Annotated in this window: 21 protein-coding genes; 12 read left to right on the top strand and 9 right to left on the bottom strand. The window is 70.5% G+C overall.

Annotated features, from left to right (window positions below):
- The first annotated feature begins 1 nt into the window (after position 1).
- Complete coding sequence (locus tag ACIBKY_RS37055; protein WP_397104214.1) at positions 2–712, top strand: nucleotidyltransferase domain-containing protein; 711 nt, start codon at positions 2–4, stop codon at positions 710–712.
- A gap of 97 nt (positions 713–809) precedes the next feature.
- Here the strand turns inward: ACIBKY_RS37055 and ACIBKY_RS37050 are convergent, their stop codons facing one another.
- Positions 810–1,355, bottom strand: coding sequence for a TetR/AcrR family transcriptional regulator (locus ACIBKY_RS37050; protein ID WP_397104212.1), 546 nt, complete (start codon positions 1,353–1,355; stop codon positions 810–812).
- A gap of 70 nt (positions 1,356–1,425) precedes the next feature.
- Between ACIBKY_RS37050 and ACIBKY_RS37045 the strand changes: the two genes are divergently transcribed.
- Genes ACIBKY_RS37045 through ACIBKY_RS37035 form a run of 3 tightly spaced genes read left to right on the top strand, consistent with a single transcriptional unit; the run spans position 1,426 to position 3,019 of the window.
- Positions 1,426–2,052, top strand: a complete 627-nt coding sequence (locus ACIBKY_RS37045) for an FMN-dependent NADH-azoreductase (RefSeq protein WP_397104210.1) — start codon at positions 1,426–1,428, stop codon at positions 2,050–2,052.
- Positions 2,049–2,363, top strand: a complete 315-nt coding sequence (locus ACIBKY_RS37040) for a multidrug efflux SMR transporter (RefSeq protein WP_184958408.1) — start codon at positions 2,049–2,051, stop codon at positions 2,361–2,363. The genes ACIBKY_RS37045 and ACIBKY_RS37040 overlap by 4 nt, the downstream gene beginning before the upstream one ends.
- A 20-nt stretch (positions 2,364–2,383) precedes the next feature.
- The gene (locus tag ACIBKY_RS37035; RefSeq protein ID WP_397104208.1) at positions 2,384–3,019 is read left to right on the top strand and encodes a maleylpyruvate isomerase N-terminal domain-containing protein; all 636 of its coding nucleotides are present in this window, start codon (positions 2,384–2,386) and stop codon (positions 3,017–3,019) included.
- Positions 3,020–3,042: 23 nt separating this feature from the next.
- Here ACIBKY_RS37035 and ACIBKY_RS37030 read toward each other — a convergent pair whose 3' ends face one another.
- Positions 3,043–3,609, bottom strand: coding sequence for a TetR/AcrR family transcriptional regulator (locus tag ACIBKY_RS37030; protein WP_397104206.1), 567 nt, complete (start codon positions 3,607–3,609; stop codon positions 3,043–3,045).
- A gap of 60 nt (positions 3,610–3,669) precedes the next feature.
- On the opposite strand from ACIBKY_RS37030, the gene ACIBKY_RS37025 reads away from it, so the two are divergent.
- Both ACIBKY_RS37025 and ACIBKY_RS37020 read left to right on the top strand, forming a co-directional pair.
- A complete protein-coding gene (locus tag ACIBKY_RS37025) occupies positions 3,670–4,803 on the top strand; it encodes an FAD-dependent monooxygenase (RefSeq protein ID WP_397104204.1) in 1,134 nt (377 codons plus the stop codon).
- A gap of 65 nt (positions 4,804–4,868) precedes the next feature.
- Positions 4,869–5,687, top strand: a complete 819-nt coding sequence (locus tag ACIBKY_RS37020) for an NAD(P)H-binding protein (protein WP_397104202.1) — start codon at positions 4,869–4,871, stop codon at positions 5,685–5,687.
- A gap of 36 nt (positions 5,688–5,723) precedes the next feature.
- Here the strand turns inward: ACIBKY_RS37020 and ACIBKY_RS37015 are convergent, their stop codons facing one another.
- Positions 5,724–6,800, bottom strand: a complete 1,077-nt coding sequence (locus ACIBKY_RS37015) for an alpha/beta hydrolase family protein (protein ID WP_397104200.1) — start codon at positions 6,798–6,800, stop codon at positions 5,724–5,726.
- A 108-nt stretch (positions 6,801–6,908) separates the two neighbouring features.
- Here ACIBKY_RS37015 and ACIBKY_RS37010 point away from each other — a divergent pair, with 108 nt between their 5' ends.
- Both ACIBKY_RS37010 and ACIBKY_RS37005 read left to right on the top strand, forming a co-directional pair.
- Positions 6,909–8,012 (top strand): sensor histidine kinase, encoded by a 1,104-nt coding sequence (locus tag ACIBKY_RS37010; RefSeq protein ID WP_397104198.1) that lies wholly within the window; start codon positions 6,909–6,911, stop codon positions 8,010–8,012.
- On the top strand, positions 8,009–8,656 hold the full coding sequence (locus tag ACIBKY_RS37005; RefSeq protein ID WP_397104196.1) for a response regulator: 648 nt from the start codon (positions 8,009–8,011) through the stop codon (positions 8,654–8,656). Before ACIBKY_RS37010 ends, ACIBKY_RS37005 begins: the two co-directional genes overlap by 4 nt.
- Positions 8,657–8,662: 6 nt before the next feature.
- Here the strand turns inward: ACIBKY_RS37005 and ACIBKY_RS37000 are convergent, their stop codons facing one another.
- The 6 genes from ACIBKY_RS37000 to ACIBKY_RS36975 form a co-directional block, all read right to left on the bottom strand.
- Positions 8,663–9,670 (bottom strand): ABC transporter ATP-binding protein, encoded by a 1,008-nt coding sequence (locus tag ACIBKY_RS37000; RefSeq protein ID WP_397104194.1) that lies wholly within the window; start codon positions 9,668–9,670, stop codon positions 8,663–8,665.
- Entirely contained in the window at positions 9,667–10,632 is a 966-nt protein-coding gene (locus ACIBKY_RS36995) for an ABC transporter ATP-binding protein (RefSeq protein ID WP_397104192.1), read from the bottom strand. Before ACIBKY_RS36995 ends, ACIBKY_RS37000 begins: the two co-directional genes overlap by 4 nt.
- Positions 10,629–11,501, bottom strand: a complete 873-nt coding sequence (locus ACIBKY_RS36990) for an ABC transporter permease (protein ID WP_397104190.1) — start codon at positions 11,499–11,501, stop codon at positions 10,629–10,631. The genes ACIBKY_RS36995 and ACIBKY_RS36990 overlap by 4 nt, the downstream gene beginning before the upstream one ends.
- Positions 11,498–12,553, bottom strand: a complete 1,056-nt coding sequence (locus ACIBKY_RS36985) for an ABC transporter permease (protein ID WP_397104188.1) — start codon at positions 12,551–12,553, stop codon at positions 11,498–11,500. Before ACIBKY_RS36985 ends, ACIBKY_RS36990 begins: the two co-directional genes overlap by 4 nt.
- Positions 12,550–14,364: an ABC transporter substrate-binding protein gene (locus ACIBKY_RS36980; protein WP_397104186.1), complete on the bottom strand. Its 1,815-nt coding sequence runs from the start codon at positions 14,362–14,364 to the stop codon at positions 12,550–12,552. The genes ACIBKY_RS36985 and ACIBKY_RS36980 overlap by 4 nt, the downstream gene beginning before the upstream one ends.
- A 113-nt stretch (positions 14,365–14,477) precedes the next feature.
- Entirely contained in the window at positions 14,478–16,112 is a 1,635-nt protein-coding gene (locus ACIBKY_RS36975) for an ABC-F family ATP-binding cassette domain-containing protein (RefSeq protein WP_397104184.1), read from the bottom strand.
- 58 nt (positions 16,113–16,170) lie between these two features.
- Here ACIBKY_RS36975 and ACIBKY_RS36970 point away from each other — a divergent pair, with 58 nt between their 5' ends.
- The 4 genes from ACIBKY_RS36970 to ACIBKY_RS36955 all read left to right on the top strand — a co-directional run bounded on the left by ACIBKY_RS36970 (position 16,171) and on the right by ACIBKY_RS36955 (position 18,581).
- Positions 16,171–16,527, top strand: a complete 357-nt coding sequence (locus ACIBKY_RS36970; RefSeq protein WP_397104182.1) for a DUF2809 domain-containing protein — start codon at positions 16,171–16,173, stop codon at positions 16,525–16,527.
- Between the two features lie 464 nt (positions 16,528–16,991).
- The gene (locus ACIBKY_RS36965) at positions 16,992–17,225 is read left to right on the top strand and encodes a hypothetical protein (protein WP_397104181.1); all 234 of its coding nucleotides are present in this window, start codon (positions 16,992–16,994) and stop codon (positions 17,223–17,225) included.
- Positions 17,200–17,727 (top strand): type 1 glutamine amidotransferase domain-containing protein, encoded by a 528-nt coding sequence (locus ACIBKY_RS36960; RefSeq protein WP_397104179.1) that lies wholly within the window; start codon positions 17,200–17,202, stop codon positions 17,725–17,727. The genes ACIBKY_RS36965 and ACIBKY_RS36960 overlap by 26 nt, the downstream gene beginning before the upstream one ends.
- 341 nt (positions 17,728–18,068) lie before the next feature.
- Positions 18,069–18,581 (top strand): hypothetical protein, encoded by a 513-nt coding sequence (locus ACIBKY_RS36955; RefSeq protein WP_397104177.1) that lies wholly within the window; start codon positions 18,069–18,071, stop codon positions 18,579–18,581.
- The last annotated feature ends 187 nt before the right edge of the window (positions 18,582–18,768 follow it).

The raw sequence follows: 18,768 nt of genomic DNA, 5'->3' as shown, positions 1-18,768 counted from the left end.
CGTGCATCCCGAGACGGACCGGCTGCTCACGCGCTTCCTGGGCGAGATCAGGCAGGAGGTCCCGCTGCTCGCCCTGTGGGCGCACGGCTCGCTCGGCGCCGGCGACTACCAGCCGGGCCGCAGCGACCTCGACCTGATCGCCGTCGTCGAGTCCCCGGTCGCCGACCCGACCCGCCTGGAGGAGATCCACGGCGGCTTCCCCGACCTGCTCCACTGCTCTTACGTCGTCCGCGACACGCTGCCCGACCTGACCGCGGAGCACCTCACGGCCGCGCACGGCGAGCTGTTCCACCGCTCCGTCACGGCCGTGACCCGCCGCGAACTGCACTCCAGCCCCGTCCAGCTGTACGGCGCCGCGGTCCCGGACCTGCTTCCCGAGGTCAGCGACGCCGAACTGCACGCGTTCATCCGCGCCGACCTGGCCGGCTTCTGGCTGCTCAAGACCGACGGCTTCAAGCGCTGGCTGCAGGACATCTGGGTCGACCTCGGCCTGATCACGGTGGCCAGGGCGACCGTCACGCTCAGGGACAACCGCCTGATCACCAAGCGGGAGGCGTTCGACGTGCTGGCCGAGCTGGGCGCGCCGGAGCGGGTGGTGGCCGACATCAGGGCCCGCCGCTACGGCACGCCCGGCCCCAAACTCGGCCGCGCCCGCCGGGCGATGCTGGCCCGCTCGTTCGTCCGCGCCACGATCCACCGCACCCTGACCTAGAAACCGGCGGTCAGCGCCAGAGACCGGCGGCCCCGCCCAGAGGGCGGCGGTCAGCGCCAGAGACCGGCGGCCCCGCCCAGAGGGCGGTGGTCAGCGTTCAGAGGGCGGTGGTCAGGCGGGCCAGGGCGTCGGCGATCTGCTTCTTCGTCAGGCCGCGCTCGCGCCGCTGGTAGGTGTACACCTCCGGGGCCAGCGGCGCGAGCAGGACGTCCACCAGCGCGTCGGGTCCCGGCGTGCCCGCGGCGGCCAGCAGCGAGCGCACGTGCACGCGCCAGAAGCCGTAGGCCCCGGTCTCGAAGCGCTGCCTGCCCACCTCGGTCCCCAGGACCAGGTGGGCGTGGTCCTCCAGCAGGTCGCACATCGCGGCGTAGAAGGCGGCCAGCCGCTCGGCCGGCGGCGCGCCGGGGCCCAGCGGCGGGGGGCCCTGCATGAGCCGCTCCTGCAGCGCGCGCTCGTGCTCGTCCAGCAGCGCGACGGCGATGGCGGCCCGGTCGGGATAGCGGCGGTACAGGGTGCCCCGCCCGACGCCCGCCGCCTTGGCGATCTCGTCCATGGTGACGTCCTGCGGCGGACGGCCGGCGAACAACTCCGCCGCCGCCAGCAGGATCTTGGCCCGGTTGCGGGCGGCATCGGCTCTTTCCATACCCAGGAATATATCCGGACAGTGCGTCCGTTTAAGCGGACAGTCCGTCCACTTAACTCCGGAGAGACCCATGCTGCTTCACCTGGACGCCAGCGCCCGCCGTACCTCCTTCTCCCGTGAGCTCTCGCGCGCCTACGCCGACGCCTGGCGCGCCGCGCACCCCGGCGCGGGATACCTCTACCGCGACCTGGCCGCCGACCCGGTCCCGCACATCACCGAGGCCTGGACCGAGCTGTGCGACCACGTGCTCCGGCACGAGATCACCGACATCTCCCGGTACGGCGAGGCCGTCTCCACCCCCGCCCAGCGCGAGGCCTGGCGGACGCTCAAGCCGCTGCTCGACGAGGTGGTCGCCGCCGACGTCGTGCTGATCGGGACCCCGATGTACAACTACTCGATCCCGTCGTCGCTGAAGGCCTGGCTCGACCAGATCACCTTCCCGAAGATGTCGCTGCGCGGCCGCCGCTTCGTGGTGACCTCCGCCCGCGGCGGCGCCTACGGTCCGGGAACCGTCCGCGAGCCCATGGACTACCAGGAGCGCTACCTGCGCGACTTCTTCAAGGGCCACTTCGACGTGGAGGACGTCTCCTTCATCAGCACCGAACTGGCCAACGCCCTGATCGACCCGCGGCTGTCGCATCTGCGCGAGCAGCACGAGGAGTCGCGCCGTGCCGCACTCAAGGAGGCGTCCAAGTGAACTGGCTCATCCTCGCCCTGGCCGGCCTGGTCGAAGTGGCCTGGTCGCAGAGCATCAAGCCCACCCAGAACTTCACCCGTCCCATCCCCACCCTGGTCAGCCTGCTGCTGATGGCGGCGGCGGTGTTCCTGCTGTCGCTGGCCATGAACACGCTGCCCGTCGGCACCGCCTACGCGGTCTTCACCGGCATCGGCGCCGTGGGCGCGATCGTCCTCGGCATCGTGCTCAACGACGACCCGGTGTCCGTGGGCAGGATGGCGGCGCTGGCGCTGATAGTCGGCGGGATAGTGTTGGCGCGAGTAACGACCTGACCCCTCCGAAAGGCATGCGCATGGGTGAGATTCGGGAGTCCTACCTGATCGCCGCCGGCTCGGCGGTCGCGCTGCTCGGCCACCCCGCGGTCGCCGCCGCGTGGGAGAAGCCGAGCGCGCTGACCGAGTTCAGCGTCCGCGGGCTGGCCGGACATCTGGGTCACCAACTGGTCAGGGTGGACGAGGTCCTCCCACGACCAGGTCTCCAGCCGCCCATCGCGCTCATCGACCACTACATCAGTTCGCCCTGGGTCGAGGCCGGGCTCGACCACGAGAGCAACATGACCATCCGGCAGGGTGGCGAGTCGATCGCCGCCTGCGGTCCCGGCGTGCTGGCCGGCCGGATGGCCGAGGTGCTCGCCCACCTCACCACGGCGCTGCCCGCCGAACCGGCCGACCGGGTCGTGCACCTCGACTGGAACGGCTGGTCGCTGCGGCTGGACGACTTCCTGCTCACGCGGCTCATGGAGATCGTCGTCCACTCCGACGACCTGGCGGCCAGCGTGGGTCTCGAGACGCCCGAACTGCCGGACGCGGTGATCGATCCGGTCGTCGACCTGCTGGCGCGGCTGGCCGTACACCGGCATGGGGCCACGGCGGTGATCCGCACGCTGAGCAGGGCCGAGCGGGCGCCCGCCACCATCAGCGCCTTCTAGAACAGCGCCTTCCAGGGCAGCTCCTAGGACACGATCGAGCGAAGGGCCGTGACGACGTCGCGGCCCTTCATCGCGCTCGCGGGGTCGAGCAGCCACTGGCCCAGCAGCCCGGTCAGCATGGCCTGGTAGAACGTGCCGACCAGGCGGGCGCGCTCCGGTTCGGCGGCCGGGTCGATGCCCTGGAACAACTCCGCCAGCCCCGTACGCGCCTCGCCCATGACGCCGATCAGCTGGGCGCGCACTTCTGGCAGATGGTCGACCTGCCCGAGCAGGTCGAACTGCGTGACCCAGAGCGGCCGCATGCGCTCGAACGACTCCACGACCCGGTCCCAGGCGCTCTCGAAACGTTCGAGCGGGGTGACGTCCGGCTTGAGGTCGGCGGTGAGCGTGGCCCCGAGCTCGTCGCCCCATTCGCGCATGGCGTCGAACAACGCCTCGTTCATGAGCGTGTCCTTCGAGCCGAAGTGGTAGCCGATCGCGGCCAGGCTCACACCCGAGGCGTTGGCGATGTCGCGCGCCGTCGTGCGCGAGTAGCCCTTCTCCAGCAGGCATCTCTTGGCACCGGCCAGCAGTTCCTCGCGATTTCCCATGGCAGAAGATTAGCACAACCGTCTTGCACAAATGTCTAAGACAAGTGTACCGTTCAGGGCATGACGAACATCCTGATCTCCGGCGCCAGCGTCGCCGGCACCGCGACCGCCTACTGGCTGCGCCGCCACGGCTTCACCGTCACCGTCGTCGAGCGGGCCCCCGAGATCCGCAAAGGCGGCTACAAGGTCGACATCCGGGGCGCCGCGCTCACCGTGATCGAGCGGATGGGGCTGCTGGAGGCCGTGCGGGCGCACAGCACCGAGATGACGATCGCGACCAACTACGACGCCCGCGGTCGGGTCATGGCCACCATGGACGCCGACCTGTTCGGCGGCCGCCTTGAGGACGACGCCGAGATCATGCGCGGCGACCTCACCGAACTGCTCTACGAGCTGACCCGCGAGGAGGTGGAGTACGTGTTCGGCGACTCCATCACCGCCATCGGCGAGGACGGGACCGTCACCTTCGAGCGCTCCGCCCCGCGCCGCTTCGACTACGTGGTCGGCGCCGACGGCGTGCACTCCAACGTCCGCGGGCTGGCCTTCGGCGAGGAGAAGCGGTTCGCCCGCGACCTCGGCTACCAGATCGCGATCGCCACCGTGCCCAACCACCTGGGCCTGGACCGCGAGGAGGCGGTGCACCTGGCGCCGGGCCGTACCGCCAACGTCTACAGCACCAAGCAGGACGGCGACGCCAAGGCGCTGTTCATGTGGTCGGGCGAACAGGACGTGCACGAGGCCTTCGCCGGGGTCGGCTGGGAGGTGCCCAAGCTGCTGGAGGCCGTGCGCCAGTCGGACGACTTCTACCGCGACACGCTCACCCAGATCCACATGGACTCCTGGTCGAAGGGGCGCGTGGTGCTGGTCGGCGACGCCGGTTACTGCGCCTCGCCCGCCTCCGGCCAGGGGACCAGCCTGGCGCTCGTGGGCGCGTACGTGCTGGCGGGCGAGCTGGCGGGCGGCTCGCTTGAGGGCTACGAGCGCGAGATGCGGCACTTCGTCGAGGAGAACCAGAAGCTCGGCCCGACGAACATCAAGGGCATCGTCCTGGCGTCGGCCGGCATGATCTGGTTCCAGCTCAAGATGATCAAGCTGCTCCCCCGCCTGCCCTGGAAGGACGCGATGATCGACCGCATCGCCGGTGGCATCGGCCGGGCGGCCAATGCCATCTCGCTGAAGAAATATGTGGAATAAAGCGTTCCGTTCTGTTAGAGTGATATCAGAACGTTCCGTTCCGCACTCTTCAGAAGGAGCTTCCCATGACTTTCCTCATCACCGGCGCCACCGGTACCGTCGGCCGCAACGTCGTCGCCGAGCTGCTTGAGGCCGGGCACCAGGTGCGCGCGCTGACCAGGAACCCCGAGAAGGCCGGTCTGCCCGAGGGCGTCGAGGTCGTCGCCGGCGACCTCGCGCAGCCCGAGACCCTCGACGCCGCCTTCGACGGCGTCACCGCCGTCCACCTGATCAACTTCGCCGGCGACAACTACGAGCCGCTGGAGAACGGCGACCTGATTGTCAAGCTGGCCGAGAAGCACGGCGTACGGCGGGCCACCGTCCTCGGCGGTCGCGCCGACGGCCCGCTGGAGCAGGCGCTGACCGGAAGCGAGCTGGAGTGGACGCTGCTCAGCCCGGTCGAGTTCATGTCCAACACCAAGCAGTGGTGGGCCGAGACGATCCGCGCCGGTGAGGTCATCAAGGAGCCGTTCGGCGGGCGGCTCAGCGCGATGGTGCACGAGCGCGACATCGCCGCGGTGGCGGCCAAGGTCCTCGTCGACGGCGGCTACGACGGCCAGGAGCTCGTGCTGACCGGCCCCGAGGCGGTCACCACCGAGGAGAAGGCCCGCCAGCTCGGGGCCGCGATCGGCAAGGAGGTCGCCTTCGAGGAACTGACCGAGGCCGGGGCCCGCGAGATGTGGGCCGCCAAGGGCATGGGCCCCGAGCTGATCGAGTTCCTGGTCGACGCCCTCGGCAACACCCCCGAGATCGGCTACACCGTGGTCGACACCGTCGAGCGCGTCACCGGCCGCCCGGCGCGTACCTTCGCCCAGTGGGCGCAGGAGAACGCGGCCGCTTTCTGAGCCATCGGGGGCTCTCTCCGGAGAGCCCCCGCTCACCTACTTCCAGCGCTTCACCACGGAGTCTTCCGGCCGGTCCAGCAGCGGCGCCTTCTCGCCGCGCAGGTGCCTGTCCAGGAAGGCTCCCACGTATGTCCGGGTCAGCAGGAGCCCGCGGGCGCCGCCGATCTCGGAGTCGGGCAGGCCGATCTGCGGCTGCAGGACGCCGTAGTCGGTGAAGCTCGCGTGGACGCTGCCGTCGATCGTCAGCCAGCGCTTCCAGCCCGTCATGTTCGCGAACGCCCGGCCCCAGGTCGTGTCCTTGCCCGCCGGCTCGTGCGAGGCGGGGTTGCCGAGCAGCAGGAACGGCCGCGCGAGCCGCCCGGGAACCGGGTTGAACGTGCCGTCCAGGTTGACGCCCGCCCTGATCCGCCGGTCGGCGCGCATCGCGTGCGCGGTGGTGTTGCCGCCGGCCGACATGCCCACCATCGCGACGTCGCCCACCCGCCACCGCTTCTTCACCTCGTCCAGCACGAACCGGACGTCCTTCACCCGGCTCGCCGCCACCTTCGCCAGGTCCTGGCCCTTGACGCAGGCCAGGCAGGTCGTGGTCCGGCCGTCGGGGAAGGTCGCGACGGCCTCGTAGGTGTGCTCGACCGCGGCCACGAGATAGCCGCGGCTGGCGAAGTCCTCCGCCAGCGTGGTCATCGTCGCCCTCGGCCAGCTGAACCCCGGCGACATCAGCACCAGCGGCAGCCGCCCCTTGCGGGGCACGGCGTCGGTGGTGGCGTGCGTCCTGGTCCGGGCGAGGATCTCCGGCGGGACCTCGGGGAACTGCTTGAGTATCAGCGCCGACTCCTCCGGGCTGAGGTAGCGCACCGGCTTCCCGCCCGCCTTCCTGGCCGGATACCAGACCGACACCAGCAGCTCGCGGCTCTCGGCCGCCGGGTTCCACGGATCGGGTCTGGAGGAGTCCACGAGATGCAAGGTGGACATGCCCACGGGGGCCTTGCCGGTGGGCCGCGGCAGCTCCGGCGTGGTGGCGGCCTGGGCGGCGGCGCCGTTCACGAGGGTCGGCGCGACGCCGCTCACGAGGGTCAGCGCGGCGGCGGTCACAAGGGTCAGCGTGCGTTTCATGGCCCCAGCCTCGCGGCGGCCCGCCCGATCGCGCCCGCCGCGAACGTCGATCGGCACCCCCTACTTTCGTCGTCATACGCGCAGGTCAACCGGCCGTACCCTCGAAGCATGCCCCGTGTCCTCCTCGGCGTCGCGATGTTCGCGCTCTCGCTCGGGCCCGCCACCGGTCAGCTCGGCGTGGCCTCCGGGCTGCCGTTGCCGGTACTGCTCGCGGTCGCCGGCGTCGCGGCCGTCGCGGCCTGGTACGCCCCGCGCGCGTGGTGGCCGCTGGCCGTCGTGGGCGCGGCGGCGTACGCGGGGCTGGGGATCTGGCCGCCGATCATGCTGGCCTCCTACTACGCGGGCACCACGCTGCGGCGCGGCCGTGACCTCGCCGCCTACCTCGGCGCCGCCGCGCTCGTCGTGGCGCTGTCGGTCGCGATCGGCCTGGCGGTGGGCGGCGAGCGGGAGATGGTGACGGCCACGCCGGTCAACGCGCTCTTCCTGGCCATGCTCACGATGGTCGTGCCGCTGCTGGCCGGGCTGTGGATACGGGCGCGGGCCGAGGTGCGCGCCGCCGCCCGCGAGCGCGCCGAACGCCTGGAGCACGAGCAGGTCATGCGCGCCGAGCAGGCCCGCGCGCACGAACGCGCGCGCATCGCCCGCGAGATGCACGACGTCGTCGCGCACCGCGTCTCGCTGATGGTCCTGCACGCCGGCGCGCTGGAGATGCGCGCCCCCGACGACGGTACGGCGCAGGCCGCCGCGCTGATCGGCGGCATCGGCAGGGAGGCGCTGGCCAACCTCCGCGACGTGCTCGGCGTCCTGCGGCACGACACCTCCCGCGACCCCCAGCCCACGCTCGCCGACCTCGACCGGCTGCTCGGCCAGTCCCGCGCGCTGGGCATCGAGGTGACCCGCCGGGATGAGGGCGAACCCCGCCCCCTGCGTGACGCGGTGGAGCGGACGGCGTACCGGATCGTCCAGGAGGCCCTCACCAACGTGCACAAACACGGCGGCGGCGCCCCGACCGCGGTGACCCTCCGCTTCGAGGGCGAAGACCTGGAGATCGAGGTACGCAACGCCCGCCCGGCCACGACCGCCCCGGCGCTCGCGCCCTCGGGGTGGGGCCTGGTCGGGCTCCGGGAGCGGGTGGAGCTGATCGGCGGCACGCTCGCGGCCGGCGCCACCCCCGACGGCGGCTTCCGGGTACACGCCAGGATCCCGGCATGATCCGCGTCCTGGTCGTCGACGACGAGGAGCTGGTCAGGTCCGGCCTGCGGATGATCCTGGAGGCGGCGGGCGGCATCGCGGTCGTCGGCGAGGCCCGCGACGGCGACGAGGCCGTCACCGCGGCGGCCCGGCTGCGTCCCGAGGTGGTGCTCATGGACGTGCGGATGCCCGGCACCGACGGCCTGACCGCCGCCGCCCGCATCCTGGCCGGTGAGGGGGCGCCGAAGGTGGTCATGCTGACGACGTTCGACCTGGACGAGTACGTCCACGAGGCGCTGCGGCTGGGCGCGGTCGGCTTCCTCCTGAAGGACACGCCGCCCAGGGAGCTCGCGGCAGCCGTCCGCACCGTGGCCGCGGGACAGGCCATGCTCTCGCCCACGGTGACCAGGCGCCTGATCTCCGCCTTCGTCGACCGGGCTCCCTCACGCGCGGACCGGGCCCGCAAGCAGCTCGCCCTGCTCACCGGCCGCGAGGAGGACGTCATCCGCTGCCTGGCCCGGGGCCTGTCCAACGCCGAGATCGGCCGCGAACTCCACTTGACGGAAGCCACGGTCAAGGCCCACGTCAGCCGCGTCCTGGCCAAACTCGGCCTCACCAACCGCGTCCAGGCGGCCATCCTCGTCCACGACGCCGACCTGAGCTGACCCGGATCAGGTGGTGGTCAGAGCCGCGTAGTGGCAGGCCTCCTGAGCGGTGGGTACGGCGGGCAGGATCTCCAGCGGTTCGGTCCTGCACCTGGCCGCCACCCCGGCCTCCTCCGCCCTGCCCGAGGCCAGCACCTGGCAGCGCGCGTGGAAGCGGCAGCCGCCCGGGATGCGGGTCGGGTCCGGGGGCTCGCCGGTCAGGATGACGCGTTCCGGCGACTCGGGCAGCACCGACATCAGCGCCTGCGTGTACGGGTGCCGCGGCGCGGTCAGGACCTGCTCGACCGGGCCGGACTCGACGATGCGGCCCAGGTACATGACCGCCACCCGGTCGGCGATGTTCCACGCCAGGCCCAGGTCGTGGGTGACGACCAGGGCGGACAGGCCGAGGTCGGCGCGGAGCCTGAGCATGAGGGCGAGGATCTCGCCGCGTACGGAGGCGTCCAGCGAGGCCACCGGCTCGTCGGCCACCAGGACGCGCGGGTTGAGCGCGAGCGCCCCGGCGATGACGACGCGCTGGCGCTGGCCGCCGGACAGCTCGTGCGGGTAGCGCATGAAGAAGCGCTCCGGCGGCCGGAGCCCGGCCCGTGACAGCGCCTCGGCGACGACCTTCTCCTCGTCGGGCAGGCCGTGGATGCGCGGGCCTTCGGCGACCGCCTCGTACACGGTGTGGCGGGGGTTGAGCGAGCCGGTCGGGTCCTGCAGGACGAGCTGCACCTCGCGCCGGTAGGCCTTGAGCGAGCGGGAGTCGTAGGACAGGGGGGCGCCGCCGTACCGGACGGTGCCGGAGCTCGGTCGCTCCAGGCCGAGCAGCGTGCGCGCGAGCGTGGTCTTGCCGCAGCCGGACTCGCCGACCAGCGCGACGATCTCGCCCTCGCCGATGGCCAGGTTCACGCCGTCGACGGCGCGGGCGCGCCGCCCGCGCGAGGCGAAGTCCACGTGCAGGTCCCGCGCCTCCAGCAGCGTGGTGCGGGTGGCGGCCGTCTGTTCCACGGGCGTCTCGGTCTCGGTCATGACGCCTCCTTCACGTGCACGCAGGCAGCGGAACGGCGGGCGCCGGCGGACCAGAGCTCGACGTCCAGGGTCGGGCAGGCCTCGACCGCCACCGGGCACCGGGGATGGAACGAGCAGCCGCCGGGCAGCTGCGTCGGATCGGGCGGGTCACCGCCGAGGCCCTTGGGCGCCATGCGGGAGACCGGGTCGCCGACGGTCGGGAAGGCGGCGGCCAGCGCCTTGCTGTAGGGGTGCTTGGCGTCGTGGAAGACCTCGTGGGAGGGGCCGTTCTCGACGATGCGACCGGCGTACATGACGGCCAGCTCCCCGCACACATCCGCCAGAACCGACAAATCATGAGAAATCATGATCAGGGAGATGTCCTGGGAGGCCATCAGCTCCTTGATCAACGTCAGCACCTGAGCCTGGACCATCACGTCGAGCGCGGTCGTCGGCTCGTCGGCGATGATCAGCCGGGGCTCGCAGGCCAGCGCCATCGCGATCATGACCCGCTGCCGCTGCCCGCCGGACAGCTCGTGCGGGTAGCTGCGCGCCCGCCAGGACGGCAGCCCCACCTGGTCGAGCAGTTCGGCGACCCGCTTGCGCGCGCCCTCCGGCTTGGCCAGGCCGTGCACCAGCAGCGGCTCGGCGATCTGGTCGCCGATGCGGCGTACCGGATTGAGGCCGTGCTGCGCGCCCTGGAAGACGATCGACGCCTCCGCCCAGCGCACCGCCCGCAGGCGGCCCCACTTCATGGTCAGCACGTCCTCGCCGTCGAGCAGGATCTTGCCGGTGACGCGGGCGTCGGCGGGCAGCAGCCGCAGAAGCGACATGGCCAGCGTCGACTTGCCGGATCCCGACTCGCCCGCGACGCCCAGGGCCGCGCCCGCCGCCAGCTTCAGCGAGACCCCGCGTACCGCCGGGACCTCGCCTGAGGCGATCCGGTAGGTGACGTGAAGGTCGTCCAGTTCGAGCAGGCTCATCGCAACCTCGGGTTCAGCACGGCTTCCAGGGCCCGGCCGACCAGCGTGAACGCCATCACGACGGCGACGATGCACAGGCCGGGGATGACGATGTACCACCAGGCGCCGACGGAGGCGGCGTTCCAGTCGTAGGAGCCGCGCAGCATGGTCCCCCACGACGTCCTGTTCGAGCTCACGCCGAGGAAGGCCAGCGTGGACTCGGTGACGATCGCGCTGGCCACCTCCAGCGTGGTGCTGGCCAGCAGCAGCGGCGCCACGTTCGGCAGCACGTGCCTGGTCATGATGTGCCAGTGCCCCGCGCCGAGTGCCTTCGAGCGCTCGATGTACGGCCGCGCCTCCACCGCCAGCGTCTGCGCCCTGATCAGCCGCGCCGTGGACGGCCACGCCGTGACCCCGATCGCCACGATGATCGTCGTCATGCTGCCGCCCAGGATGGCGGCCAGCACCAGCGCGGTCACCAGCGACGGCAGCACCAGGAACCAGTCGGTGACCCGCATCAGCGCGGCGCCGATCCAGCCGCGGAAGTGCCCGGCGGCGATCCCGATCACGGTGCCGATCACCATGGCGAGCACGGCGGCCAGGAACCCGATGAGCAACGAGGTCCGCGAGCCCCACCAGATCAGCTCCAGGATGGAGCGCCCGGACTCGTCGTTGCCCAGTGCGCTGTCCGTGCCCGGCGCCCCGAACCTCGTCCCGGTGCCCGAGATCACGCTGGTCACGCCGTCGTCGATGAACAGCGGCGCGATCAGCGCCAGCACGACGGCGACCAGCAGGATGCCCAGCCCGGCGACGCCGGCGGGCTGGCGGCGGAACGTGGTCCAGAACCGGCTGAACGCCATCTTCCTGCGGGTCCACGTGAGCGCGGTCATGCCGACCTCACCCTCGGGTCGAGGACGTGGTAGACCACGTCGGCCAGCGTGTTCATGAGGATCACCGAGACGCACAGCAGCATGAACGTGCCCTGCATCAGCGTGAAGTCCGGCACCTTGATCGCCCGGTAGAACAGCTGCCCGAGTCCCGGCCAGGTGAAGATGGCCTCCACCGTGACCGCGCCGCCCACGACGAACCCGATGCGCATGAAGACCAGCGTCACGGTCGGGAGCAGGGCGTTGGGTACGGCGTGGCGGCGCCGTACCTCGTCGTCGCGCAGGCCCTTGGCCCGTGCGGTGGTGATGTAGTCCTGACCGACCTCGTCCAGCAGCGACGAGCGCATGACCAGCAGGTACTGGGCGTAGACGACGCCGACCATGGTGAGGACGGGCAGCACCATGTGCATGCCGACGTCCAGGACGTAGGCGAAGCCGTCGGGTGCGTCCACGCTCTCGATGCCGCGGGTGGGGAAGATGCCCGGAATCGGGCCGATCCCGTTGCCCAGCGCCATGAGCAGCAGCAGCCCGAGCCAGAACGTCGGCACCGACCAGAAGATCAGCGAGGTGCTGGTGGAGAAGCGGTCGAAGCGGCTGCCACGCCGCCATCCCGCCTTGGTGCCCTGCCAGACGCCGAGGCCGACCGCGACGACGAGCGCGGTCCCGGCGAGCAGGATCGTCGCGGGCAGGCGATCCACGATCAGGTCGAGGACCGGGCGCTTGTACTCGTAGGAGGTGCCCAGATCCAGCCTGAGCGTGCCGGTCAGGAAGTCGAGGAACTGGTCGAACAGCGGCTTGTCGAGCCCGAGCCGGCGGCGTTCGAGGTCGAGCTGGGCCGGTGTCATGTTCCTGCCCTGGGCCAGGGCCCGCACCGGGTCGCCCGGCAGCATGCGGAACAGGAAGAACGTGCCGATGATCACCATGCCGATGCTGAGCAGGGCCCCGCCCACCTTGACCGCCGCGTAGCGCAGCGTTCCCCGGTAGGCGGGGCGCTCGTCACCGGGGCCCGCCGCCTGCTCGGCGGCGGGCTCGATGGCTTCGAGCGGAGCTGTCATTCGCGCTCGTCCGCGACGCCCTTGCGCCGCCTGGCCAGGAAGAATCCGGCGCCGCCGACCACGACCACCGCGGCCACGATGCCGATGATCAGGCCGGTGTTGGAGCCGCCGGCCCCCGAACCCGAGGCGCCCGCCGCGGTGGCCTTCGCGTCCAGCGTGTAGAAGGGCCAGAAGCTGCTGCCGCCGTAGATGATGCCGTCGCCCTCGGGGATCGAGGTGACGCTGGTGATCGTGTTCTTGCGGTAGCCCTCAAGGTCGTTCGGGTAGTAGATCGCGATCACCGGGGCGTCGGTGTAGAGCTTCCTCTGCATCTGCTTGATGATCTCGGCGCGCTTGGGGCGGTCGAGCTCCTTCAGCTGATCCTGGTAGAGCTTCTCGAACTCGGGGTTGCAGTAGAAGGACTCGGTGCCGCCGCCCTCGCCGGCCGCGTTCGGCCGCCGGCTGCACAGGTGCGTGGCCAGGACCTCTTCGGGGTCGGGGTTGACCGACCAGCCGCTGATCGCGATGTCGAACAGGCCGGTGACGCCGGTCTCCTCGGTGAACTTGCTGGAGTCCAGCCGGTTCGTGGTCAGCGTGATGCCGACCTCCTTGAGGAACCCGGTCAGGTACTCGGCCAGCTTGTCCTCGACGGGAGTGTCGGTGTGGATGCTGAAGCGGAACTCGAGCTTCTTCTTGCCGTCGGGCATCGTCCGGACGCCGTCGGCGCCCTTCTTGTAGCCGGCCTCGTCGAGGATCTTGTTGGCCGCGGCCGGGTCGTAGGAGATCTTCTCCTCGCCGGTGGCCTCCCAGAAGAAGTCCGTGTACATCGGCGGCACGATCGAGCCGTCGGCCGGCTTGGCCAGGCCGTTCTGCACGTCCGCGACGAGCTTGGCCTTGTCGATCGCGTGGTGCAGCGCGGTGCGGACCTTCGGGTCCTTCAGCGCCGGGTGGCCGTCACCGACGGGCTTGTCGTCGGTGGTGGTGGCGCCGTGGTTGATCTGCAGGTACGCCGAGCGCCTGCCCTGCTTGTTCCACTGCTCGATGTTGGCGTCACCGGCGAGCGCCTGGAAGTCGGAGGGGGCGAGGCGGCCGATGAGGTCGATGTCGCCCTTCTGCAGCCCGACGATCGCGGCGGCCGGGTTGTCATAGAAGATGACCTGCAGCTCGTCGATCTTGGGCTTGCCGCGCCAGTAGTCGGGGTTGGCCTTCAGCTTGACGTACTGGTCCTTCTTGTGTTCCGTCGCGATGTACGGCCCGTTGCTGACGGCCGGATACGTGTCGGCCTCGAACTTGGCGATGTCGGTGACCTTCTCCCACACATGCTTCGGCATGATCGGGATGGGGTTCTCCAGCATCGAGGCCTGCGGGGCCTTGAGCTTGATGGTGAGGTCCTGGCCCGAGGCGGTGACGCTCTCGAAGTTCTCGACGGCCGGGCCGTTGGCGGTCTTGGCCGCCTCGTCCGTCATGATCTTGTTGAAGGTCCAGGCGGCGTCGTCGGCGGTGACCGGCTTGCCGTCCGACCACTTCGCCTGCCGGATCTTGAACGTCCAGGTGAGGCCGTCCGGCGACGACGTCCACGATTCGGCCAGGTCAGGGCTGGGCTTCAAGGTCTTGGAGTCGGGAACCGTGAGGAAGCCGAACATCCAGCGGTGAACCGAGGTTGAGATCAGCCGGACCGCGAGAAAGGGGTTCATCGAGTCGACGGCCTGGGTCGCGCCAACGCGGACGATCTTCTTCCCCGCCGCCGGTTCCTGAGCAAGGGCCATTTGGCCCTGACCTGCTATGACAAGCGCCACGCTCAGCGCCGACAGGCGCGCGAGCCATTTCTTCATGTGTGCCTCACCTTCAGGCGGGGGGTTCCCTGTGTAGAGAAAGGCACACCATCCCGTAGTCGCGTGTCAACGAGTGGCGGAAAATTGTTTCATTCTCGTTTCCTGGAGCGGTGTTAATTTTCAAAGACCTGCCCGTGGTCGACCTTGAGATGGCGATCCACCTGCACGGCCTCAAGCATGCGCCGGTCATGGGTCACCAGCAGCAGTGTGCCGGGATAGCTCGCCAGCGCCGACTCCAGCTGCTCGATCGCCGGCAGGTCGAGGTGGTTCGTGGGCTCGTCCAGCACCAGCAGGTTGACGCCCCTGGCCTGCAGAAGCGCCAGCGCCGCGCGGGTCCGCTCACCGGGTGAGAGCGTCGCGGCGGCGCGCGGCACATGCCCCGCCCGCAGCCCGAACTTGGCCAGCAGCGTACGCGCCTCACCCGGAATCAGCCCGGCCTCGCGGGTGAAGGCGTCGATCAGCGGCTCCTCGCCCACGAACAGCCCTCTGGCCTGGTCCACCTCGCCCACCACGACGCCGGGACCCAGCGCCGCGTGACCCTCGTCCAGGGGAACACGGCCGAGGAGCGCGCCGAGCAACGTCGTCTTGCCGGAGCCGTTGGCCCCGGTGATCGCCACGCGCTCCGCCCAGCCGATCTCCAGGTCGACCGGGCCCAGGGTGAAGCCGCCCCGCCGGACCACGCCCTGGCGTACCGTGGCCACGACGGCGCCCGCGCGGGGGGCCACGGCGATCTCCATCCGCAGCTCCCACTCCTTGCGCGGCTCCTCCACGACGTCAAGGCGCTCGATCATCTTCTCGGTCTGCTTGGCCTTCGCCGCCTGCTTCTCGGTGGTCTCGATGCGGGCGTTGCGTCCGATCTTGTCGTTGTCGGGCATCTTGCGGCGGGCGTTCTTGACGCCCTTCTCCATCCAGGCCCGCTGCGTGCGCGCGCGGGCCTCCAGCCCGGCGCGGGTTTCGGCGTACTCCTCGTACTGCTCGCGCGCATGCCTGCGGGCCACCTCGCGCTCGTCCAGATAGGCCTGGTAGCCGCCCCCGTACAGGTTGACCTGCTGCTGGGCCAGGTCCAGCTCCAGCACCTTCGTCACGGTCCTGGCCAGGAACTCGCGATCGTGCGAGACCACCACGGTGCCCGCCCGCAGCCCCCGCACGAACGTCTCCAGCCGGTCGAGCCCGTCGAGGTCGAGGTCGTTGGTGGGCTCGTCCAGCAGGAACAGGTCATACCGGCTGAGCAGCAGGGACGCCAGCCCCGCCCGAGCCGCCTGCCCGCCGGACAGCGTCGTCATGGGCTGATCCAGGTCGACCTTCAGCCCCAGCTCGGCGGCCACCTCCTCGGCCCGCTCGTCCAGGTCCGCGCCACCCAGCGACAACCAGCGCTCCAGGGCGACGCTGTAGACGTCGTCCGCGCCCGCGGCCTGTTCCACGATGGCCTGAGTGGCCTCGTCGAGGTCCTTCTGCGCCTTGGTCACGCCCGTACGCCTGGCCAGGAACGCCCTGACCGTCTCCCCCGGCCGGCGCTCCGGCTCCTGCGGCAGGTGGCCGACGACGGCCGTGGCCGGGCTCAGCCGTATCTCGCCCTCCTCCGGCGCGTCGATCCCCGCGAGCATCCGCAGCAACGTCGACTTGCCCGCGCCATTGGCGCCGACCAGCCCGATCACGTCACCCGGCCCCGCCACCAGGTCGAGCCCGGAGAACAACACCCGCTCCCCATGCCCGGCCGCAAGGTTCTTCACTACCATCGTCGCGCTCACGTGCATTGATGCTAGCCAGCCGTACGCGCCCCGGTAAAAGCCATTTAGGCTCTGGGGAATGTCCCGCCTGCCCACCGCGGTAGCCGCCGCCGTCACCGTGGCCGCGGGACTGGGCGTACGCGCGCTGTTCTCCGGCCCCTTCGCCAAGTACTCCGGCGACGCCCTCTACACCGTGCTGATCTACCTGGTGATCGTCTTCATCCGCCCGCACGTGCGCCCCTGGATCGCCGCCCTGCTGGCCTGCGGCGTGAGCTGGGCCATCGAGTTCACCCAGCTCGCCGGCATCCCCGCCGTCCTGCGCCCGCTCCTCGGCAGCACCTTCAACCCGCCCGACCTCTTCTGGTACGCCGCCGGCGCCACCCTGGCCGCGGCGGCCCACCATCTCATCCTCAGCCGCGACTCTTCAGCAGACTGATCGGATGTATCACGGGTGCCGAGCCGACGCACTCCGGCGCCTCGACCCGCCGGCGGGTCGAGATCGGCTGAATCCCGGTGACCTCTGGTTGAACTGCGCAACGCCAGGACGGGTGATCATGCGCACCTGATGGCGAATCCTGCTGGTGGCCGCGGCACTCACCGGAGTCGCACTCGCGCTCGCCGAACTACGCGACCCCTGGGTGACGTTCACGGTGCAGAGCAACACCGTGCCGGCCGCGTATTACCTGTGGCTCCTGGCCGCCCGCCGCGAAGGCGGTCCCTCCATCCGCGGCGCCGTCACCCTCTATCTGGTCGTGACCGGAGTGGTCGCCTTCTTGGCCCTCCCCCTGCCCCAGTCCGCCCGCAACCTGCTGCTCCACTGGATCACGCCGTTGATGGTCCTGGTCGACTGGGCCGCCTTCACCCAAGTGGCTGACCTTCCCCTTGGGATACGCGGTACTGGTGGTACTCACCGCCCCGGAGCTACCGGTCAGAATGGCCCGCCGTCACCTGCGCCTGACCGAGATCGGCTCCTTCGAGTATGTGCTGGCGGGGCTGGGATTCAGCGCCGTGTTCCTCACGGCCGGGTACGCGCTGATCGCCCTCACGCATATCTCCACATCACCCGGAAAGGAGGCCCAAAAAGGGAGAAATCACCATGCAGGGAAAGATGATCGCATTCCTCGCAGCCCCTGAAGGCGTAGAGCAGATCGAACTGCTCGACCCCTGGAAGGCCGTCAAACAAGCCGGCGGCACCCCGCGCCTGATCTCCACCGCCTCCGGCTCCATCCAGGGCTTCAACCACCTCGACAAGGGCGACGTCTTCGCCGTGGACGCCACCGTGGACGAGGTGAGCGCCGCCGACTTCGACGCCCTCGTACTCCCCGGCGGCGTGGCCAACCCCGACCTCCTGCGCACAGTCCCGCGGGCCGTCGACTTCGTCCGCGGCTTCTTCGACAGCGGCAAGCCGGTGGCGGCCATCTGCCACGCGCCCTGGACCCTCATCGAGGCCGACGTGGTCCGCGACCGCACCCTCACCTCCTGGCCCAGCCTGCGAACGGACCTGCGCAACGCCGGCGCCACCTGGGTCGACAAGGAGATCGTGGTGGACACCGACGCCCCGAGCACCCTGATCACCAGCCGCAAACCCGACGACCTCAAGGCGTTCTGCCACGCCCTGGTAGACACGATCACCTGACGCAGGCCGTCACCGCCCTGGCAGACGCGCTCACCCCACGCGGGCCGTCACCGCCCTGGCAGACGCGCTCACCCGACGCGGGCCGTCAGCCCTGGCAGACGCGACCACCCGACGCGGGGCCGTCACGCCCTGGAGGACGCGATTACCCGACGCAGGCCGTCACCCGCTCGACCAGAGCCGCGATGTCCACCGGGCCCGTCGTGTCCACCCGATGCACCGGCCAGCGCTGTGGCCAACGTGGTCTTGCCCGAACCGGGCAGGCCGTTCACGAGGACGACGAGCATGCCCGGATGCTAGATCACCGCCTCCCACCCGAGCCGCGTATGTGAAGATGTCCAGCCATGGCGGACTTGTACGAACTGCTGGTGACAGCCGATCTTCCCGATGACCTCTCGGAAGCCGAGATGGCCGAACTCCGATGGCACCTCGGGCTCGGGCCGGAGCCCGAGGAGTTCACTATCGTGACCGACTTTCCCGCGGAGTTCGTCGACGACCTCGACGATCCCCAGGTCGCGGCGAGCGGGGAAGGCCACTGGGCGGCGGTACGGCTCCCGGCGCTGGCCCAGCGTGGGGCGGCCGCCAGAATCCGCGGGGTGCTCTTTTCGGCGCTTGAGCGCCGCGGCCCCGAAGAACGACGCCCCGGATGGGCGTTGACCTCGCGCCAGGAGATCCACGCGGACGAGTTCGACCTGGCGACACAATTCATCCGATGGCTTGACCGGAGGGTGCGCGACTCGGCGTTCGACCTCTCCCTGCACATGCGCTTCTACGAGGACGACGCCCTCGAACCGGCCTCTCTTCGGAACGGCGAACTCGTGACCCGCAACACCGCGCCCATCTCCCCTGGACCCTGACAAGGCCACCGGGGGGTACATCGACACGCCGCGGCGGAGGCGGGCGGCCTTGACCTGGTGCCTAGCGGGGAAGCGGTTCAGGTTATTCAGACACCGGGGGTTGAGGCTGGGCTCGAACCGGAAGCCGGGCTAGCCCCCATCGCGCGAAGCGCGCACCACAGCCAGACCAAGCCTGTCGGGCGGGCTC

Source organism: Nonomuraea sp. NPDC050394 (assembly GCF_044459065.1).
Taxonomy (GTDB): domain Bacteria; phylum Actinomycetota; class Actinomycetes; order Streptosporangiales; family Streptosporangiaceae; genus Nonomuraea.
Note: the sequence above shows the minus strand (reverse complement) of the source record. Positions and strands in the feature narration are given on the sequence as shown.